The sequence below is a fragment of the Paenibacillus sp. AN1007 genome, assembly GCF_040702995.1.
GTDB lineage: Bacteria > Bacillota > Bacilli > Paenibacillales > Paenibacillaceae > Paenibacillus.
Genome location: NZ_CP159992.1, coordinates 4,047,459 through 4,073,264, shown reverse-complemented (window position 1 = coordinate 4,073,264; position 25,806 = coordinate 4,047,459). Strand labels below are relative to the sequence as shown.

The window sequence follows — 25,806 nt, the reverse complement described above, 5'->3', positions numbered from 1 at the left end:
AGAATTACGACATTAAATGATATTAATATTGACTTAAAGTTCTAAAAAGGTATTAGTTCAGACGAACGGTTGCAAATTTCGACGCAGCCGTTCTTTACTTATAAAAAGACAAATTCGTAAAAGAGATTTTATTGGAAATAATTTGTTATAAAATTTCTCAGTGTCCAACACTGTTTTTTACTACCAAGTGATTCAATCAGTTTATTTTATTTGAATTCGATATTCGCATTAAAAAGGTAATATTTTCTCGTACAATTTGTATGAAACAAGAACTGTATTCTATGAATCATAAATCAAAGTATTAAAATGATTGCTCATGTCTAGTCTTAACAAGACATGATGCAATTTAGACCCATCAGAGAGGTGCATGTATGAGCCGGTTGCTTGACTTATTGGAAGAGGAACGGCGCAAGCTTAATCAGCTTGGTGAGGCATCCTTGAAGCAAGCGATTCCGTTGTGTGACAATCCTGCGGTTCAGGAACAGAGCCGAAGGGTGGATGAACTGGTGGCACGAGTTAATGAGCGAATTACATAATGCGTAGGGGGAGGAGAAGTTATGGATTTTCCACCGTGGATGCAGCGAGCGATTCAAGAAAGGCTGGATGAGGTGACTGTGCAGATCGAGCATGATTCTGAACTGAGTCGTGTACGTGGGGAAACCGACGAAGCGTTTGAAGCTTTGTTTGCTGGCAAGAATGTCGAGCAGACACCTGAATATGCTGAATGGGAGAATCGTTACATTGTGAGCAAAGGCATAGAGAATGAACGGTTGTACATGCAGGGGCTGCGAGATGGCATTCAGCTAACGACTTCCTTGTTAAATCAGTCGATGTTGGTGGAGAAAGGACATGAATCTGACTAACGCTAGTTGATTTACGAACTTAGCAGTGTGAAAAGCTATGTATGCTTACATAGATTAGCTTAGTAAGCATACACGGGTTTGATCCACTAAAGCGCACCCATAAATCATGGGGGAGCGACCCCGCTTTATACTTAAAAACCCGAGCCGAAGCGTGAATAACTCGCTTCGGCTCGGGTTTTAATGCTTTACTTTTCACAACAACAAATTCTTACTTCCCACTCACCGACTTGAACCAATCATTCACCTCTTGGGTGATCTGATCGCCGCCGTTGGATTTCCAGTTGGTTACGAATTGGTCGAATGCATCGATTGGCAGTTTGCCGTAGATGATTTTGTTGAAGGTTTCGAGCTCGGACTGACGGAGCAGGTTCCACTTGGATACCATGGTTGGTGTGGCTGCGCCTGTGAAATAGTTTTGTTTGCGGATGTCGATCTGGGACATCACGACTTTACCCGCGTACCAGTTTTCCGGTTTACGGAATTCGGCCATTTGTTTCTCGTAAGGTGTCTCAGCTTTCTCGCCGTTCGCGAGTTTCACGAGTGTTTTCATGTACAGATCTGGAATACGCGCCGGGCCGGTCAGGAACGGGAATTCGTTGGAGAAGTCTTTGATCTTCTCTTTGTCACTGGTCGGTTTACCGTCTACGACATCCCAGTCGTACCCTTTCGCAAAGCCGTACTCATACGGGCTGCCTGCTTTCGGGTTCGCGAGGTTTTCCAGCAGATAGTTGTAATACAGGAAAATCGCTTCCGGGTGCTTCGCGTCTTTGTTGATCATGATACTTGCGTTGACGCCAGAGTTCTGCCATTTCGTACCGATCTTGCCGTCTGGACCAGCCGGAACAGGGTAGGCTTTGTATTTCGCGCCAGGTACGTTCTTCAGCAGGTCTGGAGCAGGCCAGTCCGGTACCCAGTTTGCGCCAGGCAGGATGCCGGCTTTGCCAGCCGTCCAGCTTTCAGCGGATTTACCTTCGTCCCATAGCGCGGAGTCGGCGTGGATATACCCTTTTTCCATCCATTCAGCCAGCTTGGCAAGAGCTTGTTTCGCACCCGGGTTCACGGAGCCGTACTCCAGATTGCCGTTTGCGTCTTTGTTCCATTGTTCTTCAATCGTGCCGTATGCACCGAACAACCAGTCGAGTCCACCCATCCAGGTGTTGGTGTTGTTTTTGAGCGAGATGGCCAGCGGGAATACTTTGTCTGGAGATAGACCGTCCGGGTTCTCGTTTTTGAATTTGTCCATGATGTTCTCAAGGTCTGCGATGGTTTTCGGAGCTTGCAGGTTCAGCTTCTCCATCCAGTCTTCGCGGAGCCAGAGCAGGGTATCGTCGTTATCCGTGTACTCCATGATGGGCATGTTGTACTTTTTGCCGTCCTTGGTGAACGGATACCACAGCTCAGGATGTGCTGCTGCGTGCTCTTTCAGAATCGGGCTTGCATACTTCTCGAACAACTCATCAATGGCGATGAATTGACCGGAATCGATCAGCTGATTCGTCAGTACCGCGTTCGTTGGCACGGTTACGAAATCAGGCAGCTTCTCGCCGGACGCAATTGCGAGCTCCAGCTTCTGTCTGTATTGATCGTCAGTGGCCGGATACCACGTATCTTTGTGCTTCATGCCCAGCGTTTCGAGCATCCAACGGTCATGTACGTTGTTTTCTTTGGTATCGCCATGAGCGTATTTTTTCGGCATCAGCACGGAGCTGAATTCGATGGGCGGGTCGTATTTTCCTTTGGCAAACGCTGCTTCGGCTTCCGCAGAGCCGACAGCCTCTTGTGTATCATTCGTGCCTTTCTCACTGGCTGACCCGCCACTGCCGCATGCAGTGATAGTGATGAGTGCGATAACCGTGAGCAAGGACCACCATGCTTTGAATTTGATCATTGTTCAATCCCCCTACGATGTATGATCTTTACACTGTAACTGTACCAAGTGGAGCGGGAGGGCATCTATATGAGTTTGTTAGTTTCGATAGGACTCTCTTAGTGAAAGTGTAAAAACTTTGGTTTAATGCTGATCGCGGTACTCTTGGGGTGTCATGCCGAATTGCCGTTTGAACACTTTGATAAAATACGCCGGGTCCATATAGCCAATCTCCAAGCTGATCTCATATACTTTCTTGGTGGTTGTGACCAGCTTGTGGCAGGCCCGATCCATGCGCAAACGCGCGATATATTCACTGATGCCTTCGCCAGTCTCAATCTTATAAATCTTGGACAGATGCGTTGGATGCAGATTCACATGATCTGCAAGCACACGTAAAGACACGTCTAGATGCAGGTTTTTATCTGTAAACTCCTGGATCTTTTTCACGTATTCTGACCGGGTATCTTTGACCTCATTGGACGTCCCTTCTTTGAGTTTGGCGAGTACACCGAGCGACCATTTGCGCAGCTTGCCGATGGTAGAGAAAACTTCGCCGCTTTGCAGCTGCTCGATCTCACTGCCCATTAGACCTGACAGGGTGAGCTTGTTCCGATGAGCCAGATTCGTGAAAGCAGCGGTGATGAGAAACCCGGCCTCCATACAGTGTTCCCATGATTCGGACCATTTTTCGTCCAGTTCGGCGCAGACGGCATGTATTTTGTCTTCGGCGGTATCCCATTGGCCGCTTTCCAGCAGCTGAATGAAGGTAGGCGGTGTGTACAGCACGTCCAGCGGACCTTGTGCCGCAGGTGCTTCGACATCGGTCACCCGCATGACGAATTCACGCTCATCCCCTACGATCTGGCGGAAATAGGCGGAAGCCTGACGGAAGCGATCGTAGATCTGTTCCGGGAAGGTGAACCACTCGGTCATGACAATGGAGAGGGAGCCTTTCAGAAACTGTTTTACTTTGGATTGAAGCTGAATGGACAGCTTCTCCAGAATGGTTTCTTTTCCAATATCGCCGCTTTGTTCCTTCAACTGCAGCAAAAACACGACGTATCCGTGCTCCTCCTTCACGCCCCACACGTGCATAAACTCACCCATAATTTCTTCCGCTATATTGATGATGGCATACTCAATCAGGGTCTGATCATGACTGTCGTAACGGCCGAACTCCTCCTCCATACGGACCAGCATCAGGGCAGCATCCCCGGTATGAAAGGGTAGATCGTAGTTGGCAAGCTTCCGCTCCCATTCGCTGGCGGAGAACCGATGTCCCTGTAATGCTTCCAAAAGAAGACGCCCCCGCAAATGCGGCAAATTCTCGCGCAAAGTAAACTGCGTTCGTGATAGGGAGCTGACAAGCGCCCATTCATTGTTCAACTGATCGATGGCTTTCTGCACGGCGCCGATCAGTTCGTCATCTGTTGGCGGTTTGAGCAGGTAGTCCACAGCTTCGTACTGGATGGCTTTCTTGGCATACTCGAATTCGGAGTAGCCAGATAAGAGGATGCATTTTATTTTTTTGTCCCGAATGCGGATGCGTTCGATCAGCTCTATACCTGTCATTTCCGGCATCTGAATGTCCGAGATCACGATATCGATCGGATGGGTTTCGATCAGCTGCAGGGCTTCGCGAGCAGAGTATGCCCGGTGTACCTGTTCGATCCCGAGCGTATGCCAGGGTTTGGTCATGGACAGGTTATCGACCCAGTGTGCTTCGTCGTCTACGATAATCATTTGCATAGTTGTTTTGTCTCCTTAACGTTGGTTGAACAAGTGACATCTGTACACTTGCCACTCCGATGCCAGAATAACCTTCCGATCGCTGTTATCCCCGGATTTATTGAATGACTTTAATAAATGTGTAAATCCGGTGATAAAGGCGAGCACTTCGTTTCTACAGGTTTTTTCTGTCCTCTGCGTTATCGTGTACGTGGTCTTGTTCAAAAATTAATCGACAGATCATGTGTGAATAGGCCGCTTCGGAATTAAAGGTTTCTTTCGATCGCTGTTCAAGCCCCATTTTCCGAATTGGATTATTAGAATGTCAAAATGGTGCTTGAAAGGCGAACACTTCGTTTCTCCAGAATTCCTTCAATCCTCCGCTAAAGTTCACATAAGGTATACGTTTATTTTAAAATAAGGCCTTATATAAAGGCCGAATAGATAGAAAAGAGAGAACCTTATATCTCCTAAAACTGTTTCTACAGTTTTTTTCTGTCCTCTGCGTTAACATTTACGAAGTCTTGTTCAAAATGAATCGACAGATCATGTGAACAGGCTGCTTCGGATTGGAAAATTTCTTTCGACCCTCGATATCTTAATATCCTAATATCCGTATCAACTCTTACCCGAATCTCCCCGATCCTTGTCCACATCCTCGCTGGGGATCTCCCAGACGATTTCGGTTCGGAAGCCGCCGAGTGGAGATGGACCGAACAGGAGGTAGGAATGACTGCCAAAGGTGTGGATCATGCGCTGATACGTGTTCCAAAGACCGCAGCCGACCTCCTCTTGCAGTGGTTCCAGCATTTCCTGGTTCAATGCTTCGTACTGCTCTGGCGTGAGGCCCGGGCCGTCGTCATCGATATATATTTTGCCAAAGCCATTCGCACTTTCCCCGGTAATTCGAATCTCCCCTGATGTATACGACTTCCCGATCCCGTGAATGACCGAGTTCTCGACCATTGGCTGCAGCATTAAGCGCGGCACTGATTGGGCAAGCATATGCTCCGGAATATCGATGTGATATTCGATGCGTCCGTTGCGCAGCTTCTGGATATCCAGATAGTTAACGAGCAGCTGGATCTCTTCCTGGAGCGAAGAGGTTTCCCGTTCCATGCGGGTGGTGTAGCGATAGTATGCACTCAGGTTATGCGCCATGGATACGACAGCCTGTTCGTCCTTCATCTGAGCCATGTTGATAATATAGCCGAGACAGTTATATAAAAAGTGTGGATTAATCTGTGCCTGAAGCTGCTTCAGCGTCGCTTCTCTGGCCCGGATTTTTTCCTGGAAGACATTTTCGATCAGATCCTGAATCTGGTGGGACATGTCGTTAAAGCGGTGGAACAGGAATGAAAACTCGTTCTGTTTGTTACTGTGCAGACGCACGGAGTAATCGCCCTGCTGCACGCGCCGCAGCCCTTTGATCAGCTTCTGGATCGGGTACTGCACATTGCGGTAGAGCAGGATGGACGCGGATATGCCCACAACGAGCAGCAAAATCATACAGACATAGAACAGGTTCTGACTCAGCGAGATCGGCTGCAGAATCTGATACAGCGGTACGACATCGACCAGATGCCAGTCCAAATACGTGGATTTGACCGTGCTGACGAGATAGTTTTTGCCGCCCAGTTCTACGACATCCTGCGTGGTATCTTCAAGGGAATGAGTGTCGAGATAACGGGTCAGTTCGCCGGACAACTGCTTGTCTGCCGTTCGGTTCAGAATAGGAGCATTTCCTTTGTGATACAAGATCGGATCGCCCTGCCCGCCTGCTTTGTACGTGTCGAGCATATTCTGAATGTTCTCGTAGCTGAAGCTGGCTTCAATGACCAGATTGCTCCCGGTGAGCACACCTGATTGTGACAAGGAATCCGTATAGAACCAGTAAAAGGACTGCAGTGTGTCTTTCGAATCGGTGGAATGATCCCCGTAGGTCCATTGTCCGCTCATGTTTTTTTTCAAATACGCCTCGTCGTAGCCGGTATCCCGTTTGTAGTTGGCAATAACCTCTTTGTTCTGCTGGGAGTATACCGCATAGCGTGTAGGCCAGAGATCGGTTACGCCGGTCTGGAGCGTCATTTTCTCCTGAATGATATAACGCGTCTGCATCTGGTCGTACTTATCCTGCCACAGGTTCAGGCCGTTGAAGGCCCGCACATTCGGATCTCGCGAGAGAATAAGACTGAAATCCATCATCTGGTTGATGCGGGAATCGATCTGACTGGACAGGAACGTGAGCTGCTTGGTATTGGAAATTTGCAGTTCTTTGCTGACGACATCGTAGGTGACGTTGTTCGAATAGGTGTACATGATCAGAATCGGAATGAACAGAATGACGATTAACAGATTGATTTTAGCGAAAAGGCTGAAGCGGGATCGGATTCCTTTTTGAAAAACGTTAAAGCGCCCCCATGTATACATAAAAAGTCTCCTCTATATTCACATCTAACTATATTGATGGCCCTTTTTCTCACACGTTAACGGAGAGGGCAGAAAAAAACCGGAAAAACGAAGTGTTCGCATTTATCACCGAATTTCTCCCTTAAAAAGGGAGATTAAAGAAATACGGGGATAACGGCGATTGGAGGTTTATTCTGCCATCGGAGTGTCTCGTGTGAGGAACGGATGCTTATCAATATAGATCAAACTAACAAAACACTATCGACCCTAACAATGTTATATAGTCAGACCTCGGAATGGCTTGATACTATTTATATCAGAGAAGCCCAAGACACACAAAAAACTTTTTTTGGGAACAGGAGAAGGTCATTATGGAGGCTAAAATGGAGGGTCAACGGCTCCCGCAGGCGAATGCGGGAAACAAGCTGGAACAGAAAAGAAAAAAACGCTACAAACAGCCGTGGGTGCTGCATTTCATGGTGCTGCCAGCGGCCATTATGGTCTTTATTTTTTCATATATTCCGATGTCGGGTATTCTAATGGCCTTTCAGGATTACAAACCTGCGCGGGGGTTCACGGGTTCGGAGTGGGTGGGGCTGAAGCATTTCGAGTATATGTGGAAAAATGATTATTTCCTGCAAATAACGTGGAACACATTATTCTTTGCCTGCTCGAAGATCGTCATGAACCTGATTATTCCGTTTATCTTTGCGCTACTGCTCAATGAGGTACGCAAGATGGCGCTGAAACGTACGATCCAGACACTGGTGTATCTGCCACACTTTTTGTCCTGGGTTACGCTGTCCGGTATTCTGATCGATATTTTGGCACAGACGGGCATATTGAATCAGTTTCTGGTGTCGGTGTTTGGCATCAAACCGATTTTCTTCCTCGGGGATGGCAGCTGGTTCCGCTTCACGGTTATTGTCAGTGATGTTTGGAAAGAGTTTGGTTTTAACACGATTATCTTCCTCGCGGCACTGGCGGGCATCAACCCGTCTCTGTATGAAGCAGCTGAAGTGGATGGAGCTGGGCGTTGGAAGCAGACGATGTATATCACCATTCCGGCACTCATTCCTATCGGAATCGTTATTGCGACGCTGGCGCTTGGCAACGTGTTGAACGCAAACTTTGACCAAATCTTCAACCTGTACAGCCCATTAATCTATCAGCAGGCGGATATCATCGATACGTTTGTGTATCGCGAAGGTCTGCTGAGCGGACAGTTCAGCTTTGCAACGGCGGTCAATCTGTTCAAATCGGTCATCAGTCTGATCCTCATCGTGATCTCGTACCGACTGGCGTACCGTTTTGCGGGATACCGAATTTTCTAAGAAAGGATGATGACGAACCATGTATCATAAAACGTTACCTTATCGCATTTTCAGCATCTTCAACAATGTGTTTCTAACCATCCTTTCGGTGCTCTGCCTGCTGCCGCTGTATCACCTGCTGATGGTATCGCTTAGTTCGTCCGCCCCTGCGAATGCAGGGCTCGTGACATTCTGGCCGATTGGATTTACGTTCGAAGCGTATGCGAAGACATTTGATAACGCCAACTTCTTGTCCTCGCTCTGGGTATCGGTGGAGCGGACGGTGCTCGGTACGGGACTTGCACTGATCGTCAATACACTTGCGGCGTATGCGCTCTCCAAAGAAACGCGTGTGTTCCGCGCACGGAATATCTACCTGTGGTACTTTGTCATCACGATGCTGTTCAGTGGAGGTCTGATTCCGGGATATATCCTCATACTGAAGCTTGGGCTGATGAACACGCTGTGGGCACTGATCCTGCCGGGTTTGGTGGCGGTGTTCAACATTATTCTGCTGCTGAATTTCTTCCGCACGGTGCCGAAGGATCTGGAGGAAGCGGCATTTATCGATGGTGCAGGTCATTTCCAGTCGTTTATCAAAATCTATCTGCCCGTGTCCGTGCCCGTTATTGCTACGGTGTCCTTGTTCATGATGGTGGGACACTGGAACGCATATTTCGACGGGATCATCTACATCCGTGATTCGGAGAAGCTGCCTCTGGCGACATTTATGCAGACGATCATCGTGCAAGGGGACATGACCAAGATGGATCCGCAAGCGATTGCGAACCTGTCCCAGCGAACCATCCGGGCATCGCAAATTTTCATCAGCGCACTGCCGATCCTGCTGGTGTATCCGTTCCTGCAGCGGTACTTTGTAAGCGGGATTGTAGTTGGGGCTGTGAAGGAGTAGGGCGTTCGGTTGTATAGAGTATACCTGTATAAGTTGAACGACGTATTAATACGTGTCATCGGAGTGTCCAAGTAGATATAGAGGAAGCTGCCAAACTGGGGAAGGCCAGGGAGGCGCTTCTTTTTTTGCATAAAAATACTTGAATCTGTCCTGTTACCTTTACTTGAATAAAATGGTACGATAGGAAAAATAAAATGGAATTCTGATTCTTGTTATTCCATAGTTACCATACCTATGATCATATTTTCTAAGCAAGTTTTACAAGTGCAGTAAGATAGGGGGGAAGCGCGGCATGATTTCAGATCCAGATTCCTGGTCTGTATGTATATCAAGCGATGTTAAATTAAACTTTTTGGTTTATGTTGCGAGAGCGTACAGCATCTGTGATGAATACTTTGATAAGCACGGTGCTTGGCCTGATAGACAGGTCGTATTACCGGAGCAGCTTCATCAGGAGCTTGAGGCACAGTGGAATGATTTCTGGGAGGGCAGCATTCAACGAAAAGCGGAAGCAAAGTTCCTTCAAAACGCTGCATCAAAATCCCAAACACCGGATCCAGCTGTGTCTCATACCTTGTTTGCACACCTTAACCATAGCTCCGCATCTCCTTTTGTTCTGGAACCGCCGCATTTCGCAGCTATCGAACATCAGGGATTAAGGGAAGCTTTGGCAGCACAATGGCCGTGCTTCATCCAGTGGTGGAACATGCCAGCGGGAGGACAAGCCGCCATGCATTACTGGGAAGGTAAACCTGATATTATACGCTATGTACAGGAGTTTGAGATGGAAGTGGGTAGGCGAATTCAACCGTTTCATTTAAATGTGGATTTAATCTATAACGGTCCAACTAAGCCGATTGAGGTTACGGACGAATACGTCATTATGCCGATCAGAACCGACTATTTAATGAAACAGCACTGGTGGAGCGAGCGATTTCAAGAGAAGTACTAAATAGGCAATTTCGGCATAGTCCAGTGATAAGGTGCAGTGATAACATGAGCAGTTCACACTAAATCAGGGGGAAATCAAATGGAATTCAGAAAGATCACTTGGGATAATTTTATTGAATGTATCGAACTTAAAGTCTCTCCAGAACAGCAGCAGTTCATCTCTTCGAACCAGCATGCACTTGCAGAAGCGTACATAGCCTCGGATGAGGGGCAGATTATTATCACATTTGCGGTATACAAGGAAGAACGAATGATCGGATTTATTTCGATGTATTATGACGATGGGGACGGGAATTTCGATTACAGCAGCTATGGTATTTTCAAAATGATGATCGATCATCGGTACCAGGGCCAGGGATACGGCAGAGAAATGGTAGAGAAAGCGATAGAGTATGCACAATCAGCCCCTCGCGGCAAAGCCAAAGTGGTAGAGCTGACGTATAAACCGGAAAATGCGGCAGCCAAGAAAATCTATGACTCGCTTGGTTTTCAGCTTACGGGTGACGTACTGGCTTGTGGTGAGGTGCAGGCGATATTAGTGTTATAGTACGTTTAAATGGTTTTGAGCTAGTTGAAAAAGTCAATATGTTGTTCCAGTTATTAAAATTCGTGATGGTAAGAGAGTGTTTGACATCTGTAGTTACGCAACACCTAGATTTAGAAAGTTTGATTAAAAGTAGATTTTCAAGCTCTATATATATGAATTATTTATAGTTCCAATAACCAATTAAATTGCTCACTTGTATACAAAATGTTCATGGATTATAACTCAGATAAATTTAGAGAGAAATCGAATATTATGACTGTTCTTTAACTTGTGTATTACTTTTTTGTTGCTTTTTCAATACATTCAATCTACCTACATTATTTTTTCTAGTGCAATCTATAATGGACAAATACTTGTTTTCGGAAAAGACTTTTTCGAATATAAGATCGTATTTATCTTTTTTCTTAGGCAAATAATTTCTTCCAGCAGTTGCACCTGTGATCAAATCTGGGACGCGCAGCATTTCATCAAACCAAAGCTGATTTGTGTTTTTGTCAGTCGAAGCAATAAGAAATCTTTCTGTAGTGTTTTGAGTATTAAGGCCCATCCGTGTACACAATTCATGAAATGAGGAGTGGGCTATATCATAAGCTAAACTCTCATATGAATCTACAATTTTATCTCTATCAGATAACCATGATATTATCTCTATAGTATGATCTGTTTCTTTTTTTAGCGTAGCCATTATAAATGCAACTAACATTTGGACTATTATTATGTTATGAAATAACTTCTTATTAAAACTGTCCCTTCTCATTTCTTGCTCTAATTTATTGAGTTTTTTTATTACACTTTCATAATATACTTTATTTTGAGGTGTATTTATAATCCATTTCTGGTATTGATCTTTTAAACGATTCATATCTTCTATGTATTGATTCATATCTGCTTTTAAAAAAAAATTTCTCTTACCTTTTTGAAATATAAACGAGAAGGAGAAGGTTAGCCCTGATTTTATAAAAGTAGTGAATCGTTCATCGATGCTTTGTGTTTTCTTTAAATCTGTAGGAGCGATTTCATTGATAAATTCTTGCAATTCTTCGAAGGAAAGAACATAAGGGATTAAGGTAAATGTCATTGAGTCATAAAATTTACTTTTATCTTCTATACAGTAATCACTACATATTATCCATTTTGTTACTTCTGCTTCATTAAATGGCCTTAAAAATGCTTGAAAATCTTTTAATGTTGATTTATTAAAGGTTGCCATAAGAGCTTTTATATGTGGATGCATAGAGTATTCTCCTTATTAAGTAATTTTGTTAGAGATATCAGTATTCTTAATACTAACTTTTCCAAATGGTGCAGACAACATAAATTTTAATTGATGCTGAGGGAATTAATTTGGGATGAATTCAGATTGTGCTGACAACAATTGAATTTTTGAATTTAGAAATTAAAATTTAAACATGTCGTTGTATTTGTCGCTTTTGTATCAGGGGCTGTATACAAATGGTCTTATGCACCAGTGCGGAAGAAACTAAGACAATAAACTGCATTGCCCCCTTTCCCCCATTCCTGCTATAATTTTCGTATATCGACTGCATTGGGGGTTATGACGTGGCAATATGGACTGTGCCGGATTGCTCGTTCGCTAGAAAGCCTTACGCAAAGCCTGAATAGGGGCGGACTTTGTGTAGGGCGCGACAAAATGAGATCGTGTGCCCTGAAAGAAGCATTAACATCATGGTTCAACCCGCAGGCTTTGCACCTTATTTGCTCGACCACTATAAATAAGGGGCTGAAGGCCATGCAAACACCATTTATTCATAACCATCAATTTAACTATATTTATAAACAAGCCGAATTTCTAGTGAAAACGCTGCGCTCGGTCGTGGACCCCAAAGTGTTGGATACGGTCCGGTACACCGTCAGTACGAATGCCGCTGGCATCTTCGAGGATCCGACGGTAGAGCAGACACACCTGCTGGAGCAGCTGTCCACGTACGCGACGCCGCATGACGTGCAGACCTACTTGAATCAGCTTGAGGACTACCTGATTCCATATCCACAGGTCACAGCCAAGCAGATTCAGAAGCTGTTTCCGAAGGCCAAAAAGCTCAAGCTGCCCGATCTGGAATCGATCGATTACGCACACACTACCTATCTGCGATGGGTCGACATTGCGACAAGCCGCTTGTTCATCGTGTATCCACACGAGGGTAAGTTCCTCGGGATTGAGGGACGCATCACCGCCACGAACAAGAAGGGGTACTGTATGTTCTGTCATCGTCATCAGGAGCTTGGATTTTTCAATGTGAAGACCAAGGGATCGTCGGCGGACCATTTTGCTTCCATCGGTCAGTATGTGTGTATGGATGATAAGGCGTGCAACGAGAGCATCACGGATATCAGCATGCTGGAGAGATTTCTGCTTGCAGCTGTTAAATAAGGCTGGAGAGCTGCGTACAGCGTATATTACGAAACAAGCAGCATTACAGACCAGAAAGGTCGCTCATTGGAGCGACCTTTTTTAATATAAGCTTGGGTTCTTACTTACCATACCGCTCTTGAAACGCGGAAACGGATGATTTATTTTTCCAAAGGCGAAGCATGTGAAGCACAATAGGGGTTCTGTTTGTCCAATCGTTAACGGTACATGTACATCATCATTTATGTTGTTAGCTGCTCGGTTGATACGCCGGCATAGTTAACGCCCAACGCATACGCCTGATGCAGCAGTTCCTCATAGTGTTCCGGTGGGGCATCTACGGTATGGTATAGGAACTCAACCTTTGAATTAGACACGCCGCAGTAATCGGCGATACCGACATTAAGCAGATTGCGGATCGAATCACCATAGCTGCGCTTGTTCATCTGTTCTTCCGTTACCCCGGCAAGAGCGAGCCATAAAATCTGCTGATGATGCAGCTTGTTCGTACCGTAGGCAAAGCTGTTGTTCATTACACGGTCAATGTACCCTTTCAGCATGGCTGGCAGATGCCACCACCACAAAGGGAATACAAAAGCAATCGCATCGTGTTTCTTAAGCCGCTGGATCTCCGTTTCAATCTGAGGGGAGAAGCGCTGATTCTCCTGCGTATAGTCAGGCTCATCTTCTGCTCGCAGAATCGGATCAAAACCAATCTCATGTAAATCCACGATTTCTGTTTGGTGGCCTGCCTCTGTCAGACCTTGAACAAAGCGATCGGTAACCTGGAAAGTCAGGGAATCTTTGCGTGAATGGGATACAACGACGAGTACGTTCATTATCAATCACAACCTTTCTGGAGTTTGGTTCGGTAGCCACAGCTCCTCTGCTGATGCTATTATAAACAGGGTTGAGAACATCTGGAAGTACGCACTTTGATGTTCTATAGGGAGAAAAAAGTACCCTGAGAACATGAATGTACCTTGATGAGCAGACCGCGATGTGACGCGAATATGCGGTCCGGAATGCAGATGGAGAGATTGAGTAAGGTTGTTCTACTGAGCCTGTGTCAGTGTGAATATGGGGTTAACGTACATGGACTATGGAGGGATCGATGGTGGCAGAACAAGGGAAGACGGATGCGGAGACGGTTGTAGATGTGGCTGTCCCGAAGAAATATAGAGTTGGTGTCGAAGCCGCTTTGGAGGTGATGGGCGGGAAGTGGAAGCCGTTAATTATTTATCATTTGTTTACAGGACGTAAACGTACATCGGAGCTGCGGCGGTTGATTCAAGGCATTACGCAGAAAATGCTGACCACACAGCTCAGAGCGCTTGAAAAAGACGAGATTGTGCAGCGCAGGGTATACTCCGAAATCCCTCCCAAGGTGGAGTATGAGCTGACGGAGTATGCATTCGGGCTGAAACCGGCTCTGGACCTTTTATGTTACTGGGGAGAAGAACATCTGGATAAGGTATACGGGGATCGGTCGAAGGTACTGGAGAAATTCAAATCTACCGAAAGCTGAACAACAGGAGGCTGAATGAATGGAACATACCGAACAGGCCAAACCGGCAGTGCCTATCCGCTGTGAAGGGGTTGCCGTTGTGCTTTTGAAAAAGTGTCAGGATGATTACCTTGTGTTGATGATGAAGCGCGCTGGTCGTGTGCTGCGTGACGAATGGTGTTACATCGGCGGGGGCATCGAACAGGGAGAAAAAGCTTGGGAAGCAGCACTTCGGGAGATTCATGAGGAAACCGGCATGACAGATGTCCATTTATATGTTTCGAACCAGTTCGAACAGTTCTATTCACCAATCGGAGATTATATCTACATGGCTCCTGTATTTGTCGGTTATGTGCCCGAGGATCAGACAGTGCGGTTAAATCATGAGCATCGTGAGTATCAATGGATGACGTTTGACGATGCCAAACATAACGCCGCACTGCCTGGGATTGATGACATTTTAGATTTTGTTGAAAAGCATTTCGCAAAAAAGACTCCTTCCAAGTGGCTGCGAATCCCGAGGGAGATTAAATAGGAGGGATAACTTATCACATTCCAGGTGATTTATCCAAGAGCAGTATTGAACCTAATTTGTATGTTAGTTCTTGAGGTGATTTTGTTCAGAACGGTTTCTTTCGATGGAAACGGTATTTTAGAGTACTTCGGGTTATTGATATTTCTCTATGTTCTAATTTATATTGTCTTTCTTATTCGTCGATTGTTGTCCCCCAAACCTAGGGTTAAGCTGGAACATGATCATGTGATCTCTACCAAACAGCAGAAATATGAGGCTTCCCAGATTGAGTGTATCTATATGAATTACAGACGGATCGGGATTAAGCTTTATGGCAAACGAATTGTGCCGATGGATCTATGCTTTTATTTTCAGAAAGGTCAGGAAACCGCAGGGGTAGAAGCAGTGCAGCAGTGGGCCGAACAGAACCATAAAGAAATAAAACATAAATTCTTTCAAACTTTGGCGTAAACAGATACGTCTGTGTATAAGTAAACGATAGTTGGACTTGGAAATTCAGGAGGAGCAGTCATGATAACGATCGAACAATTTCTAACCGGCGATTGGTATAAAAATTTGACGGCTGAAGTCGTTCAGCTTAAACCTCAGGTTCAATTTGTGGAGCATGCCGGTTATGAAGCACCTATGCTGATGGAATCTTTTCGAGAACGGAAATATGTTCTGGAAGGTTTCGATGCCGCTGCTCCAACTGAAGAGGAATGTGTGCAGTGGATCATGGCACAGATCGAAGAGGGCAAGGAACAGGTTATGGCTTATGTGACTGCCAGACTAACGTTCAGTGAGCAGTTGACGGATGATCCTGACGGCGAATTTGCCGAGGGTGAAGAACTGGAGGAAGGGGACCGTTCCGAGGTGGTGGAGGTGCTCGGTTTTACAAGATCGGTCATCGCGAACACGGTTATTGAATATGATCTGGTCCAAAATCATCCGAAACAGCTGACCGCTTTTTTCAAACGCACACATATTCCCGGTGCAGCCAAATTCGCTTCGCAGATTAAAAAGTTATACGCTTCTATCTAGGGTGTGTCTAAAAATGCAAGAGCAGCAGGAGAGATGCCTATGAAATTTTTAACGAATGAGTGGTACGATTTATGTCAGCAGACAGGACTGCATTTTGGAATGCGAGTACATAGAGGAGCGGCTTCGCTGGATGAAGCCCTTTTCGAAAGGCTGTATAAGCGGAAGGAAAAGGAGTATGTCAAGTTTCAGCGAGAGATGTACGACACCGACCCTCGTTACATGCTGGAGCATGATGGTCAGGTGCTGACAAGAGCAGACAAAGCTTTTAGCGGTGAAGAGGTCACGCCAGCAGATCAGATCGTTTACCATATGCCTCCCGAAGAGCGCGAACGTATTGAGAACATGATCGCCGAGTTTGATGCCCGTCCTGCGTTTGATACAAAGAAGTGCAAAGAAGATTACGAACAATCCATGCGGGGGCATTACGAGTTCCATGCAGAGCGTTTACCCGCTGAAATATTGGAACAGATTGCGGATATACGCGTGTTCTCCCTGGGGTACTGCACGAGAGAAGTCATGGAGCAGCTGAAGAAAAAAAGTGCAGAAAATACAGAAGAGATGCAGCGTGTACAGCAGGCGTACAGAGAAGTTATGGCAGCGCAGCAAATTCCGGTTGACGTGCGCCGCCGGATACAGTTCCATGACTGCACCGTGACCGAACTGCTGACAGGCGATGACCTTGTCATTCGCTTTGATACAGACGGAGGTTTCACCGAGGTGAATAAACTTACACTAACTGCAGCTGAAATAGTCAAGCAGAAGGGCGAGATTGTAGGAACATACTGGCTGTACGAGGAACTGTATCGAATCGACAATGGATATGAGCTGCATGTTCTTTTGGACGGGGGATCGAAGCCTGAACTGATTGTGCGGTGTGCTGATATTATCGCGGAGATCGAGTAAGGAGGGAAAAGATATTATGAATGAAATATCTGTACTTCCGTCTGCAGAAGAGAACATTGAACCGCTGCGGATGACCAATATCCAAGTTAAGAGATCCTGCCCCTTCATAGAAAGGCAGGATCTCTTTGTCTACCATAATCAAATCAAATCAAATCAAATCAAATCAAATCTAATCTAATCTAATCCCAATTCCATATCTCTACCCGATTCAGATGCACATGATGAAATTCGGGATTTTGAGCAATTTTCTGCAGTTCACGTACAGGACCAGTTACAACCGCCCCATATACTTGTACGCCATTTTCCTTCAAGTAGGCAAGACGCCGCTGATCGAATTCCTGACCACTGTAATTCAAATTACCGGACATCCATTCCAGATCAGACATCATAAATTCGACCTGTTCCTTCATCGATCCTTCTGGCTGTGCCTGCTTCTGATCTTCAGGTTCTGCGGGGAAGTAAATAAACCATCTGGATCCATCTTCCCCCATTTCATACAGAGGTTTGAGACTCAGATGAGGCGTATTGTAGTCGAACATACCTGCACGTGAATAGGAAAGATTCTTTTCCTGCAGCTCGCCTGAATAGATGGGCATAGCCGTGACTCCAACATCGTATTTAGAGAGAATCTGCATCAGCTGCTCAGGCGATTTCAGATTTTTCAAAGACATCGACATCTCGGCGACATGTCCGTCATCTATTTGACGAAGCCGCTTGAGGCTGCTGTTTTGCTCAGAACCTTCCTGTTCAGGTTTGCCATCGACTAAAGCATACGGAAGGTAGAACGGACCTGTATCATTGCCATTCAGATAAGCTCCTGTCTTGGTAATCTTATAACTGAATTTACCGGTAATACTAAGTTCGGCCTGAACCTCGCCAGTGATTACTTCCCATGAGCCGACCTGGCGATATACTTTCAGATTAGCCTTCTGTGTCAGAAAAGGGGTAACTTCAAACGGCCCCCTATTCGACTTATCCACTCGAAGTCCGTCACCGTTCATCTCAACTACAGATACAATCGAACGCATAAACTCATTGCGCACTTTCGATTGATCGAAATAGATATGCAGTGCAGACACATAGACGTGATAGAGTATAACAACGACAAGAAGAGTTCCCCCCGCATTGAGAAAAAATTTCCAGCGTGTTCTCCATACCATGCGTCTGAACTGCTTATGACTCCATTCCGGGCGCTGCGGTTCAAAATCATCCTGATGCAGCACATACAGATCGTCTGGTTCTGTTGGTTTGGACATTATTCATTCTCTCCTTTCATCTGTAACATCTCTTCTTTGAACCGTGCTCTGGCACGGAACAGGGTTACCTTGACCTGGCTCATATTCATATCCAGAACCTCACAGAGTTCCTTATAGGACAGCTCATTCAACTCTCGCAGCAGCAGTACAGTCCGATACTGTTCGGGAAGCATTTTCATCACCTGCTGAATGAGCTTTGATCGTTCACGGGCAGCGAGCATTTCCTCAGGCGTACGATATGTATTTTCTACACCTTGTTTCTCCAATTCCCGGCTCATTTCCAATTCTCCGCGATTTTTTCGATACCAGTCGATAAATAAATGTCTGGCTACTTTGTACAGCCACGCTCGGGCGTAGGCTGCATGGTTTGTTTTCATCGATACCATAGCTCTGTAAAATGTTTCTTGAACTAACTCCTCAGCGATCTCCTGTGATCCACACATCCGGTATAGATAGAGCTGCAGGGAGGATTGGTACTGTTTGAACAGTTTGGCATATAAATCACTCCTCATTCCAGATTTCATCCTCCTTCAAATAAGACAACGGATGGAGTTGAAAAATGTTACAATTAAATTGAAAGTTTAGGTATGACTTGGGTTGAACCACCCTATTGCCAGACACATCAGTTCATATTCATCAGGGAGGTGTTCAACAATATGGAATGGATTACAGCGTTAATCGCAGCTTTTGTGTTTATTATTGTTGTTCTGATCGTCATAGCGATCGTACGCTATGCCGTAGATTCGTCCAGAACATCAAGAAAACTCGATTCTTTAATGAAAGAAGTACGTGATCTGCGAGCGGAAGTCAGAACACTTCGGCACACCAAGCAGCAGGAAAGTAAACATTTTATCGATGAGAAAGTGTAGCCGCGGTGAGCACCTGTGTGTGATTTGGAATGTAAATGGAGCCTAACCAATAACTTGTATCAGGAGTGAACACATTTGATGTATTCCGTTCAAGACGTTCAAGCTGTTTTTATCGACAGAGATGGCACGATCGGGGGCACGGGGCATTTTATTCATCCGAGAGATTTTGAGTTATATCCGAATGCACAGGAAGCGATTACGCTTCTAAAGGGGACAGGAACGAAGGTATTTGCATTTACGAACCAATACCGAATTTCACGCGGACAAGCAACCGTTCAGGAGTTCGAGCAGCAGTTTCAGGAGTATGGGTTCGATCAGGCCTACATATGTTCACATGAAGAAGAATGCAGCTGTCGAAAGCCAAAACCCGGCATGTTACTTCAGGCCGCTGAGGAGCATGACTTGGACTTGACCAAGTGCATCGTTATTGGCGACGTAGGTGATACGGACATGCTTGCTGCTCACGCGGTAGGAGCCGTCAAGGTGATGGTGAGAACAGGTTGGGGAGAATCTTCATTAACGAAGTTCAGAGAGAAATGGGCTCAGACTGAACCGGATTATGTTGCGGCAGATATTTTGGAGGCCGTGCATTGGATTATTGGTAATTTCGTTTATAAGGAGTGATTTCATGATCGCCAGAACATGGCATGGAGCAGTGCCGATGGAGCATAAGGAAGCTTTTTTGGAATATGAGTATGAAACAGGTGTGAAGGATACAATGGCGATCCAAGGGAATTGCGGAGCCTATCTGAAGGTTGTTGATCAGGGTGCATACGCGCACTTTTTCCTGTGCACCATGTGGGAGGATATGGCATCGATGATGGCTTATGCAGGACCTGAGCCTACGATTGCGGTAACGTATCCGAAGGATGAGGAGCTTGGTTTAATCTCTGATCCAATCGTAATTATACAGGAAGTGACCAGCGCCCACAGTCCGTTCGAGGATTGAAATAGAACTAAGCGAAATCGAAGGGGAAATGAAATTGAAGGCGTTATCCATCATCGCAGTTTTAATATTCTCATTGACTTTATTATTCATATTTATTTTGGGACCCATAGACGAGGGCGCTGCTGCATTTATAGCACTTGTATCTATGTTGTTTGCCATACCTTATTCGATTTTTGTGCTTGTAATGGTCAATAAGTTGAAGAAACCAGTGGTTAATGTCCATGAACAGCTTTTGCAGTTAGGGGAATTAAGGGACAAAAATATCATTTCGGAGTATGAATTCGATCAAAAAAAAGAGAAATTGCTTGCAAAAATAAGATGAAATTAGAAACAGGTGAAGTACATGAACAACAATCAAGGTCTCAAGGAGATTACTGAGCTGTTTCACAAACATATGATTCACGAACAGATTGTAGAAGCAGAGGAGTTGTCAGGCACGACGGATGGACGGGTGTTGAGACTTCGTGGAAGCTCGGGCCAGCAGTATATTTTGAAATGGGATGATCCGGAACAAATCCAGATTGCACAGCAGTTTTTGGCTGCGTACAGTCATGTGATGCTGCTGCCGAAGGTTCTCTTTACAGCTGAGGACAACACTTACTTTGTATACAGCTATAGGGAGGGGGAGACTCATTACAATCGGGGGACGAAGAAAGTCTGGTTAACCCGGCTTGTGAAAGAACTGTTTAATACATATGTTCGTCTGCCGGATACAGATTCATGGGGGAGAATGGAGTATCCACGTGAGACATGGAAGGTATTCAATCAGATTAGTATCGAAGAGGCGAGAGAGAATCTCGGTGATGTACTTGGATTGGAAGATTACAATCTAGTTCTATCTACAGTAAATCGTCTGTTTCATGAGGATGAGGCGGCGAGGTTTCTTTTGCATGGGGATGCAGGTGTACATAATGTGGTATTCAAGGAAAAGAAAATGATCGGGGTGATCGATCCGTCTCCCATGGTGGGCCCGGTTCACTATGACTTTCTCTATGCTTTTTGTTCCTCACCCGATGACCTCGACCCGACATTGTTATGGGAGGTATTTGAGCACCTTGAACAGGTGCATATGGATAAATTCAGATTGATGGAAGAAGCCCTGGTTCATCTATACTGCCGGGTTGGGCTCAGTAACAAACATCATCCGCAGGACCTGCCTGAGTATCTAGAAGCGTGGGATTTGTGGAAACGGCAGTGTGAGAAGCATTAATGCATATTTTTGAAAAAATGAAAGATTGTAATGATGATATCAGCAGGGTAAAGGAGGTCATTCCATTGGTAAACGCATAAACGGAGAAGAATCCCATGATATGCACTCGAAATACATGTGGTTTTTCTCTACCTATGACATCAAACATCATATAAGAGGAGAATTGACATGTTAAAACAATTAAGCGAGTCCATTTATTATATGGTTAATGATAATGAACGAGAAAGACCGGTGCTTGGATTGGTATGCGGAGAAAAATACAGCCTTGTGATCGATGCGGGCAATTCGGTTCAGCATGCTGAAGAGTTCCTGGCCGAGATTCGGCAATTGCAGGTGCCCCCAGTTCGGTATGTGGTTATCACTCATGCACATTGGGATCATTTTCTGGGAATGAATCAATATGAAGATGCAGTGATTATCGTCAATCGTCTAACAGAGCAGCGCTTGAATGAGTGGCGAGCATATACCTTTGATGATGCTGCGCTCCTTAAGTATGTAGAGGGGAACAGGCTGAGTGCACATGGCATGCAAATGATCCAGAATGAGGTGCCGAATCGAGAATCGTTTACACTAGGCAGGTCGGGAATTGTGTTCGAAGGCTCTCTCGAGCTTGATCTGGGGAACAAAGTGTGTACACTGGAACAGATTCGCAGTACACACACCGATGACTCAACTATTGTGTATGTTCCAGATGAGAGAACGTTATTCCTTGGGGATAGCCCTTATTCTACGACGACGCGTTCATTGTTTCATTATAAGCAGCACCTACTGCTGCCTATGATCGAGGATATACAGCGTTACGATGCAGTTCATTTCCTGCTGGGGCATGAGTCGATCTGTGACCAAGAAGAAATGGATATGTTCTTCGGTCAATTGACGGCATGCAGCCAAGCTGTAACCTCGACATCTCTGGAAGAAGCGATGGATTCGTTTGAACGAGAACAGGGGCGCGCTCCAGTGGGGGATGAGTTGTTTTTCTTAAAAGCATTGGTCAATGATCGGATTCTAAATGCTGAATTGCCGTCCAATTAGAAGATAGCGGTGGCTGTACATTTTACTGTATACCAATTGTGCCCTGGCTTAAAGCCGGGGCTTTTTTATTGCTTTAACGTTACGTGACATACGACTTGAGTATAGGCGCTGCCGAACTTCATAATGGAGATGAACTAAAATCTAACGATTTCCACGAACCTTATTTGCCCTCCATGGGGAGTTTCAACATTCTAACGATTCCCAGGAAGCTTATTCCATCAAGAAACCTGAAAAATATCCTCGATTGGGGCGAAATCAGCGAAATAGCGTCGCTGTGAATCGTTAGAAATGTGAAGTGATTACATATGGCTGAATAAGGCTTCTCCAGATCGTTAGCGCTGAAGTTGAATCGTGATACAATGAAAATTGATGCATTTGCCAGCTTGGATTCTCAGGCAATCTTACAGAGGAGGAGAAATAGGGATGACAAGCAGTTATAAGATTCCTGATCTGCTGCAGGAAATGATGGAATGGGAGCAGGAAATCAAGCATGAAGTGCCTTATCTGGAGACGCCAACGGGGTATTTTCTACAGTTCGACCCCCATGACCATGGCGGTTATCTGTGTTCTCCCGCGGATGCCATCGTATTTGCCAATACGGGCATGGGCGGCATTCATTTTTCGTTTTTGACGGACTTCAGCCATATTTCGGACTTAAGCGCAGCACCTATCATACGTGTAGATCCAACGGATTTTGGACGTTATGCCAGAATTGTGGCCAGCAATATCCGAGAGTTTTTTGCGTTAGGTTTCTCAGGTCACGTGGACTTACTGCTCAATGAGTTTGAATCAAAACAGCAGTATCTCAACTTTGTGAAAGAACAGGCAGAGGACATGAGTGAAAGTGAATACTTTGATAGAAAACGTTGGCATCTTGAAAAAAACAAGGTTCGGAACTGGGCTGTGCAGCGATTTGACCTGCAGCTGATCCCGGACGGTTACTCTTATATGCAGGAAGCTCGGCAGATCAGACGCAGCGAAGTCATTGTCGATACGCTTGATGGTCTTGGTGCTGCGCTGGGGAAAGGCATGATGAGTGATGGTGCTGCGGCAGCCGTTCCGCATCCGTGGTATGGCAAGGAGATTCCATATGATCAGGAGGAACAGCTGCTGTCTTACCTATCGAGTGCAGATCCAATCGGTCTGTTTAGTTTCATCCGCGACAGTCAGGCACAAGGGTTCAATGATCCAGATGTGTACCGGGCGATGAAAGACAGACTTATTTCATTCGGACTGACGGCGGAAGCTCAAAAGCTGATGCTTTACAGGTGAATGACATGTCACCTAAGGAGGGGAAGAAAAATGCGTGGAACCCGATTTATACCTTATTTAAGTTACATTGGTTTTGGGCTTGCAGCTTTGACGATCATGGTACATTTCAGTTTTAGATGGGGGATAGAACAAGGTTGGGATATGGGGATACTCATGCTGCTGTCGGTATTCAATGCAGCTTCTTTATTATTTACACTGTTCTGGGGAGTTTTCGGAGTATTGGAGTTCGCCCTAATATGGAAGCAAAATCAGAGGATAAATTTCAGAGCGAGACGCGGAGCGATAGATGCAGAAGAACATGCGAGGCAGATTAGAAATGTGAAAAGAAGCATGATCATCAACATCAGCTATCTGGTTATTCTGTTATGTCAGCTGGGGTATGTCATTCTTAACTGGGACGAGATCGATATCTAGACCCATATATTAATGTGAAGGTACATAGCGCGTAGTTTGCTGAAAAAATAGACTGGATTTACTGCTCGTTTAACTATAAAATGGAAGTGTTAAAATAAAACTAGGTTTCATCAAATGAAACTTAGAGAGGGTGTGTATAACATGAACTTTCATTTCAAAGGCATTGACCATGTGCAGCTGGCAGCTCCTGCGGGGTGCGAGAAGGAAGCCAGACATTTTTTTAATCAAATCTTGGGCTGGACAGAGATTCCTAAGCCTGAAGCATTGCAGAAACGCGGCGGTGTGTGGTTTCAATGCGGAGATCATCAGGTGCATATCGGTGTGCAGCATGATTTTGTACCCGCTTCCAAAGCCCATCCGGCATTCCATGTACAGAATCTGGAGCAGCTGCGTGAACACCTGCACATGCACAGTATTCAAGTTATCGATGATGAGGCAAGAGCAGATGAGGGAGTCCGGCGCTTTTATCTGAATGATCCCTTCGGGAATCGGCTGGAATTTCTGGAGTTTACTGCAGCATAAACAAAAGCATAAACAACAGCAAAGCATACAGCTAACTTTAATGCCCATGCCATAGCGAACGCTAAGGCTAAGCTGATACCAACGCTATGCTAATGCTCTGTTGTACTAACGCAGCGTTGATGTTAACAATGCAGCATCAAAAAACAGGGCGATCCCTTCACTGGAATCGTCCTGTTTTTGTCTTATTAGATATAAGCAGGCAGTCCGCCTGCGATAGATTTAATGATGGTGATGCGCATGGGCATCAGGTGCGTCGCCTTTCACGGTGCAGAGAACCGAGGTGTCGTGAAGATGCTTTTCGGACTCGACCTGCAGGGTGACATGTTTGATCTCTTTGTGCTCCAGCAGATGTTCGATTTGCTGCACAAGAATCTCGGATGCATATACATCCATCGTTCCATCCACGACGATATGGGCGGTCAGCGCGTTCAGGTTGCTGGTAATCGACCATACGTGCACATCATGCACACCTTTAACACCTTCTACCTGCTGCATGGTCTGCACCAGATCGTTGACATCGACATTAGCCGGCGTACCTTCCATCAAAATGTGCAGCGAGGATTTGGTGACATGAAATCCACTGCGCAGTACGAGCGCTGCTACAATGACACTTGCCAGCGGGTCAGCCCAGCCCCACCCGAAAAACATCATGAGCAGTGCGGCAGCAATGGCGCCGATGGAACCGAGCATGTCACTGATGACATGAAGGTAAGCCCCGCGCATATTCAGGTTATTCTCCGTATCGCTTCCTCGCATCATGAGCCATGCAACGAGAATGTTCACGAGCAATCCGATTGTACTGATGATCAGCATGCCGACCGTTGCAACTTCAGGCGGGTTGATGAAACGGCCTACAGCCTCGTAAAAAATATAAAGGGCAATAGCAATTAACGTGATGCCGTTCAGTGCAGCTGCCAGAATCTCAAAACGTCTATATCCGTAGGTTTTGCCTGTATTGACGGCTTTTTCCCCGAACGTGAACGCCAGCAAAGCAATGCCGAGCGCAATGGAGTCCGAGAGCATATGACCTGCATCAGAGATGAGCGCGAGACTGTTGGTGATGAATCCCCCGAAGGCTTCCACGATCATGTACAAGGTAATGATAATAAAGGAAAAGAGCAGTACCTTTTTGTTATTGGTGGTGTGAGCATGATGATGTCCATGGTCGTGACCATGGGTATGACTGTGTTGTTGTCCCGACATTGTAAATCCTCTCCTTGGGAGCCTTGCTCCATTATGTAAGTTACCTGATAACGACATGCTGTGTATTTCCAGCGACTGTGGTTGTGCTTCTTCCTTTCATAGTAAAAAGGATAACGAATTCTTATATATATTATATGAACATATGAACA

29 protein-coding genes are annotated in these 25,806 nt (G+C 45.6%); 21 read left to right on the top strand and 8 right to left on the bottom strand.

Going from position 1 to position 25,806, the window contains the following annotated elements; translation table 11 throughout:
• The first annotated feature begins 371 nt into the window (after positions 1-371).
• Complete coding sequence (locus tag ABXS70_RS18215; protein ID WP_366289715.1) at positions 372-536, top strand: aspartyl-phosphate phosphatase Spo0E family protein; 165 nt, start codon at positions 372-374, stop codon at positions 534-536.
• A gap of 21 nt (positions 537-557) precedes the next feature.
• Positions 558-863 (top strand): hypothetical protein, encoded by a 306-nt coding sequence (locus ABXS70_RS18210; RefSeq protein WP_366289712.1) that lies wholly within the window; start codon positions 558-560, stop codon positions 861-863.
• 208 nt (positions 864-1,071) lie between these two features.
• Here the strand turns inward: ABXS70_RS18210 and ABXS70_RS18205 are convergent, their stop codons facing one another.
• From ABXS70_RS18205 to ABXS70_RS18195, 3 genes are all read right to left on the bottom strand, one after another.
• Positions 1,072-2,751 carry an ABC transporter substrate-binding protein gene (locus ABXS70_RS18205; RefSeq protein WP_366289709.1) on the bottom strand — a complete coding sequence of 560 codons (1,680 nt, stop codon included), beginning with the start codon at positions 2,749-2,751 and terminating at the stop codon, positions 1,072-1,074.
• A gap of 123 nt (positions 2,752-2,874) precedes the next feature.
• Positions 2,875-4,482, bottom strand: a complete 1,608-nt coding sequence (locus ABXS70_RS18200; RefSeq protein WP_366289706.1) for a response regulator — start codon at positions 4,480-4,482, stop codon at positions 2,875-2,877.
• 597 nt (positions 4,483-5,079) lie between these two features.
• Complete coding sequence (locus ABXS70_RS18195; protein WP_366289703.1) at positions 5,080-6,891, bottom strand: histidine kinase; 1,812 nt, start codon at positions 6,889-6,891, stop codon at positions 5,080-5,082.
• 455 nt (positions 6,892-7,346) lie between these two features.
• On the opposite strand from ABXS70_RS18195, the gene ABXS70_RS18190 reads away from it, so the two are divergent.
• The 4 genes from ABXS70_RS18190 to ABXS70_RS18175 all read left to right on the top strand — a co-directional run bounded on the left by ABXS70_RS18190 (position 7,347) and on the right by ABXS70_RS18175 (position 10,594).
• Positions 7,347-8,204 (top strand): ABC transporter permease subunit, encoded by an 858-nt coding sequence (locus tag ABXS70_RS18190; protein WP_342556279.1) that lies wholly within the window; start codon positions 7,347-7,349, stop codon positions 8,202-8,204.
• A gap of 19 nt (positions 8,205-8,223) precedes the next feature.
• Positions 8,224-9,096 (top strand): carbohydrate ABC transporter permease, encoded by an 873-nt coding sequence (locus ABXS70_RS18185; protein WP_366289700.1) that lies wholly within the window; start codon positions 8,224-8,226, stop codon positions 9,094-9,096.
• Positions 9,097-9,388: 292 nt separating this feature from the next.
• A complete protein-coding gene (locus ABXS70_RS18180) occupies positions 9,389-10,048 on the top strand; it encodes a hypothetical protein (RefSeq protein WP_366289697.1) in 660 nt (219 codons plus the stop codon).
• 78 nt (positions 10,049-10,126) lie between these two features.
• Positions 10,127-10,594 carry a GNAT family N-acetyltransferase gene (locus ABXS70_RS18175; RefSeq protein WP_342554907.1) on the top strand — a complete coding sequence of 156 codons (468 nt, stop codon included), beginning with the start codon at positions 10,127-10,129 and terminating at the stop codon, positions 10,592-10,594.
• Positions 10,595-10,844: 250 nt separating this feature from the next.
• Here the strand turns inward: ABXS70_RS18175 and ABXS70_RS18170 are convergent, their stop codons facing one another.
• Entirely contained in the window at positions 10,845-11,828 is a 984-nt protein-coding gene (locus tag ABXS70_RS18170) for a hypothetical protein (RefSeq protein ID WP_366289694.1), read from the bottom strand.
• A 516-nt stretch (positions 11,829-12,344) separates the two neighbouring features.
• On the opposite strand from ABXS70_RS18170, the gene ABXS70_RS18165 reads away from it, so the two are divergent.
• Positions 12,345-12,986 (top strand): FusB/FusC family EF-G-binding protein, encoded by a 642-nt coding sequence (locus ABXS70_RS18165; protein ID WP_342554910.1) that lies wholly within the window; start codon positions 12,345-12,347, stop codon positions 12,984-12,986.
• 221 nt (positions 12,987-13,207) lie between these two features.
• Here ABXS70_RS18165 and ABXS70_RS18160 read toward each other — a convergent pair whose 3' ends face one another.
• Entirely contained in the window at positions 13,208-13,804 is a 597-nt protein-coding gene (locus tag ABXS70_RS18160) for an NAD(P)H oxidoreductase (protein ID WP_342554911.1), read from the bottom strand.
• A 275-nt stretch (positions 13,805-14,079) separates the two neighbouring features.
• Here ABXS70_RS18160 and ABXS70_RS18155 point away from each other — a divergent pair, with 275 nt between their 5' ends.
• The 5 genes from ABXS70_RS18155 to ABXS70_RS18135 all read left to right on the top strand — a co-directional run bounded on the left by ABXS70_RS18155 (position 14,080) and on the right by ABXS70_RS18135 (position 16,930).
• Entirely contained in the window at positions 14,080-14,493 is a 414-nt protein-coding gene (locus ABXS70_RS18155; RefSeq protein WP_342554912.1) for a helix-turn-helix domain-containing protein, read from the top strand.
• A 19-nt stretch (positions 14,494-14,512) separates the two neighbouring features.
• A complete protein-coding gene (locus ABXS70_RS18150; RefSeq protein ID WP_366289689.1) occupies positions 14,513-15,007 on the top strand; it encodes an NUDIX domain-containing protein in 495 nt (164 codons plus the stop codon).
• A gap of 225 nt (positions 15,008-15,232) precedes the next feature.
• On the top strand, positions 15,233-15,457 hold the full coding sequence (locus ABXS70_RS18145) for a hypothetical protein (protein ID WP_366289686.1): 225 nt from the start codon (positions 15,233-15,235) through the stop codon (positions 15,455-15,457).
• Between the two features lie 60 nt (positions 15,458-15,517).
• Entirely contained in the window at positions 15,518-16,027 is a 510-nt protein-coding gene (locus tag ABXS70_RS18140) for a hypothetical protein (RefSeq protein ID WP_342554915.1), read from the top strand.
• Between the two features lie 39 nt (positions 16,028-16,066).
• A complete protein-coding gene (locus ABXS70_RS18135; protein WP_366289683.1) occupies positions 16,067-16,930 on the top strand; it encodes a DUF4085 family protein in 864 nt (287 codons plus the stop codon).
• Positions 16,931-17,109: 179 nt separating this feature from the next.
• Here ABXS70_RS18135 and ABXS70_RS18130 read toward each other — a convergent pair whose 3' ends face one another.
• Together ABXS70_RS18130 and ABXS70_RS18125 are read right to left on the bottom strand one after the other, a co-directional pair.
• Positions 17,110-18,186: an anti sigma factor C-terminal domain-containing protein gene (locus tag ABXS70_RS18130; protein ID WP_366289680.1), complete on the bottom strand. Its 1,077-nt coding sequence runs from the start codon at positions 18,184-18,186 to the stop codon at positions 17,110-17,112.
• Positions 18,186-18,698 carry a sigma-70 family RNA polymerase sigma factor gene (locus ABXS70_RS18125; RefSeq protein WP_366289677.1) on the bottom strand — a complete coding sequence of 171 codons (513 nt, stop codon included), beginning with the start codon at positions 18,696-18,698 and terminating at the stop codon, positions 18,186-18,188. The genes ABXS70_RS18130 and ABXS70_RS18125 overlap by 1 nt, the downstream gene beginning before the upstream one ends.
• A gap of 144 nt (positions 18,699-18,842) precedes the next feature.
• Between ABXS70_RS18125 and ABXS70_RS18120 the strand changes: the two genes are divergently transcribed.
• The 9 genes from ABXS70_RS18120 to ABXS70_RS18080 all read left to right on the top strand — a co-directional run bounded on the left by ABXS70_RS18120 (position 18,843) and on the right by ABXS70_RS18080 (position 24,454).
• Entirely contained in the window at positions 18,843-19,055 is a 213-nt protein-coding gene (locus ABXS70_RS18120) for a hypothetical protein (RefSeq protein WP_342554919.1), read from the top strand.
• 78 nt (positions 19,056-19,133) lie between these two features.
• The gene (locus tag ABXS70_RS18115; RefSeq protein WP_366289674.1) at positions 19,134-19,679 is read left to right on the top strand and encodes an HAD-IIIA family hydrolase; all 546 of its coding nucleotides are present in this window, start codon (positions 19,134-19,136) and stop codon (positions 19,677-19,679) included.
• Between the two features lie 4 nt (positions 19,680-19,683).
• A complete protein-coding gene (locus ABXS70_RS18110; RefSeq protein WP_366289671.1) occupies positions 19,684-20,004 on the top strand; it encodes a hypothetical protein in 321 nt (106 codons plus the stop codon).
• Between the two features lie 34 nt (positions 20,005-20,038).
• Complete coding sequence (locus tag ABXS70_RS18105; RefSeq protein WP_366289668.1) at positions 20,039-20,326, top strand: SHOCT domain-containing protein; 288 nt, start codon at positions 20,039-20,041, stop codon at positions 20,324-20,326.
• A 21-nt stretch (positions 20,327-20,347) separates the two neighbouring features.
• Entirely contained in the window at positions 20,348-21,214 is an 867-nt protein-coding gene (locus ABXS70_RS18100) for an aminoglycoside phosphotransferase family protein (RefSeq protein ID WP_366289665.1), read from the top strand.
• Between the two features lie 168 nt (positions 21,215-21,382).
• Positions 21,383-22,246, top strand: a complete 864-nt coding sequence (locus ABXS70_RS18095) for an MBL fold metallo-hydrolase (protein ID WP_366289662.1) — start codon at positions 21,383-21,385, stop codon at positions 22,244-22,246.
• A 423-nt stretch (positions 22,247-22,669) separates the two neighbouring features.
• On the top strand, positions 22,670-23,518 hold the full coding sequence (locus tag ABXS70_RS18090) for a hypothetical protein (RefSeq protein ID WP_366289659.1): 849 nt from the start codon (positions 22,670-22,672) through the stop codon (positions 23,516-23,518).
• 30 nt (positions 23,519-23,548) lie between these two features.
• A complete protein-coding gene (locus ABXS70_RS18085; RefSeq protein ID WP_366289656.1) occupies positions 23,549-23,932 on the top strand; it encodes a hypothetical protein in 384 nt (127 codons plus the stop codon).
• A gap of 141 nt (positions 23,933-24,073) precedes the next feature.
• Complete coding sequence (locus ABXS70_RS18080) at positions 24,074-24,454, top strand: VOC family protein (RefSeq protein ID WP_342554927.1); 381 nt, start codon at positions 24,074-24,076, stop codon at positions 24,452-24,454.
• A 219-nt stretch (positions 24,455-24,673) separates the two neighbouring features.
• On the opposite strand, the gene ABXS70_RS18075 is transcribed toward ABXS70_RS18080, so the two are convergent.
• Positions 24,674-25,657: a cation diffusion facilitator family transporter gene (locus tag ABXS70_RS18075; RefSeq protein ID WP_342554928.1), complete on the bottom strand. Its 984-nt coding sequence runs from the start codon at positions 25,655-25,657 to the stop codon at positions 24,674-24,676.
• Between the last annotated feature and the right edge of the window lie 149 nt (positions 25,658-25,806).

Bases quoted from the DNA above. Each gene is read 5' to 3' on its own strand.
- ABXS70_RS18215 (WP_366289715.1), top strand. From the start codon at position 372: ATGAGCCGGTTGCTTGACTTATTGGAAGAGGAACGGCGCAAGCTTAAT.
- ABXS70_RS18210 (WP_366289712.1), top strand. From the start codon at position 558: ATGGATTTTCCACCGTGGATGCAGCGAGCGATTCAAGAAAGGCTGGAT.
- ABXS70_RS18205 (WP_366289709.1), bottom strand. From the start codon at position 2,751: ATGATCAAATTCAAAGCATGGTGGTCCTTGCTCACGGTTATCGCACTC.
- ABXS70_RS18200 (WP_366289706.1), bottom strand. From the start codon at position 4,482: ATGCAAATGATTATCGTAGACGACGAAGCACACTGGGTCGATAACCTG.
- ABXS70_RS18195 (WP_366289703.1), bottom strand. From the start codon at position 6,891: ATGTATACATGGGGGCGCTTTAACGTTTTTCAAAAAGGAATCCGATCC.
- ABXS70_RS18190 (WP_342556279.1), top strand. From the start codon at position 7,347: ATGGTGCTGCCAGCGGCCATTATGGTCTTTATTTTTTCATATATTCCG.
- ABXS70_RS18185 (WP_366289700.1), top strand. From the start codon at position 8,224: ATGTATCATAAAACGTTACCTTATCGCATTTTCAGCATCTTCAACAAT.
- ABXS70_RS18180 (WP_366289697.1), top strand. From the start codon at position 9,389: ATGATTTCAGATCCAGATTCCTGGTCTGTATGTATATCAAGCGATGTT.
- ABXS70_RS18175 (WP_342554907.1), top strand. From the start codon at position 10,127: ATGGAATTCAGAAAGATCACTTGGGATAATTTTATTGAATGTATCGAA.
- ABXS70_RS18170 (WP_366289694.1), bottom strand. From the start codon at position 11,828: ATGCATCCACATATAAAAGCTCTTATGGCAACCTTTAATAAATCAACA.
- ABXS70_RS18165 (WP_342554910.1), top strand. From the start codon at position 12,345: ATGCAAACACCATTTATTCATAACCATCAATTTAACTATATTTATAAA.
- ABXS70_RS18160 (WP_342554911.1), bottom strand. From the start codon at position 13,804: ATGAACGTACTCGTCGTTGTATCCCATTCACGCAAAGATTCCCTGACT.
- ABXS70_RS18155 (WP_342554912.1), top strand. From the start codon at position 14,080: ATGGTGGCAGAACAAGGGAAGACGGATGCGGAGACGGTTGTAGATGTG.
- ABXS70_RS18150 (WP_366289689.1), top strand. From the start codon at position 14,513: ATGGAACATACCGAACAGGCCAAACCGGCAGTGCCTATCCGCTGTGAA.
- ABXS70_RS18140 (WP_342554915.1), top strand. From the start codon at position 15,518: ATGATAACGATCGAACAATTTCTAACCGGCGATTGGTATAAAAATTTG.
- ABXS70_RS18135 (WP_366289683.1), top strand. From the start codon at position 16,067: ATGAAATTTTTAACGAATGAGTGGTACGATTTATGTCAGCAGACAGGA.
- ABXS70_RS18130 (WP_366289680.1), bottom strand. From the start codon at position 18,186: ATGTCCAAACCAACAGAACCAGACGATCTGTATGTGCTGCATCAGGAT.
- ABXS70_RS18125 (WP_366289677.1), bottom strand. From the start codon at position 18,698: ATGAGGAGTGATTTATATGCCAAACTGTTCAAACAGTACCAATCCTCC.
- ABXS70_RS18120 (WP_342554919.1), top strand. From the start codon at position 18,843: ATGGAATGGATTACAGCGTTAATCGCAGCTTTTGTGTTTATTATTGTT.
- ABXS70_RS18115 (WP_366289674.1), top strand. From the start codon at position 19,134: ATGTATTCCGTTCAAGACGTTCAAGCTGTTTTTATCGACAGAGATGGC.
- ABXS70_RS18110 (WP_366289671.1), top strand. From the start codon at position 19,684: ATGATCGCCAGAACATGGCATGGAGCAGTGCCGATGGAGCATAAGGAA.
- ABXS70_RS18100 (WP_366289665.1), top strand. From the start codon at position 20,348: ATGAACAACAATCAAGGTCTCAAGGAGATTACTGAGCTGTTTCACAAA.
- ABXS70_RS18095 (WP_366289662.1), top strand. From the start codon at position 21,383: ATGTTAAAACAATTAAGCGAGTCCATTTATTATATGGTTAATGATAAT.
- ABXS70_RS18090 (WP_366289659.1), top strand. From the start codon at position 22,670: ATGACAAGCAGTTATAAGATTCCTGATCTGCTGCAGGAAATGATGGAA.
- ABXS70_RS18085 (WP_366289656.1), top strand. From the start codon at position 23,549: ATGCGTGGAACCCGATTTATACCTTATTTAAGTTACATTGGTTTTGGG.
- ABXS70_RS18080 (WP_342554927.1), top strand. From the start codon at position 24,074: ATGAACTTTCATTTCAAAGGCATTGACCATGTGCAGCTGGCAGCTCCT.
- ABXS70_RS18075 (WP_342554928.1), bottom strand. From the start codon at position 25,657: ATGTCGGGACAACAACACAGTCATACCCATGGTCACGACCATGGACAT.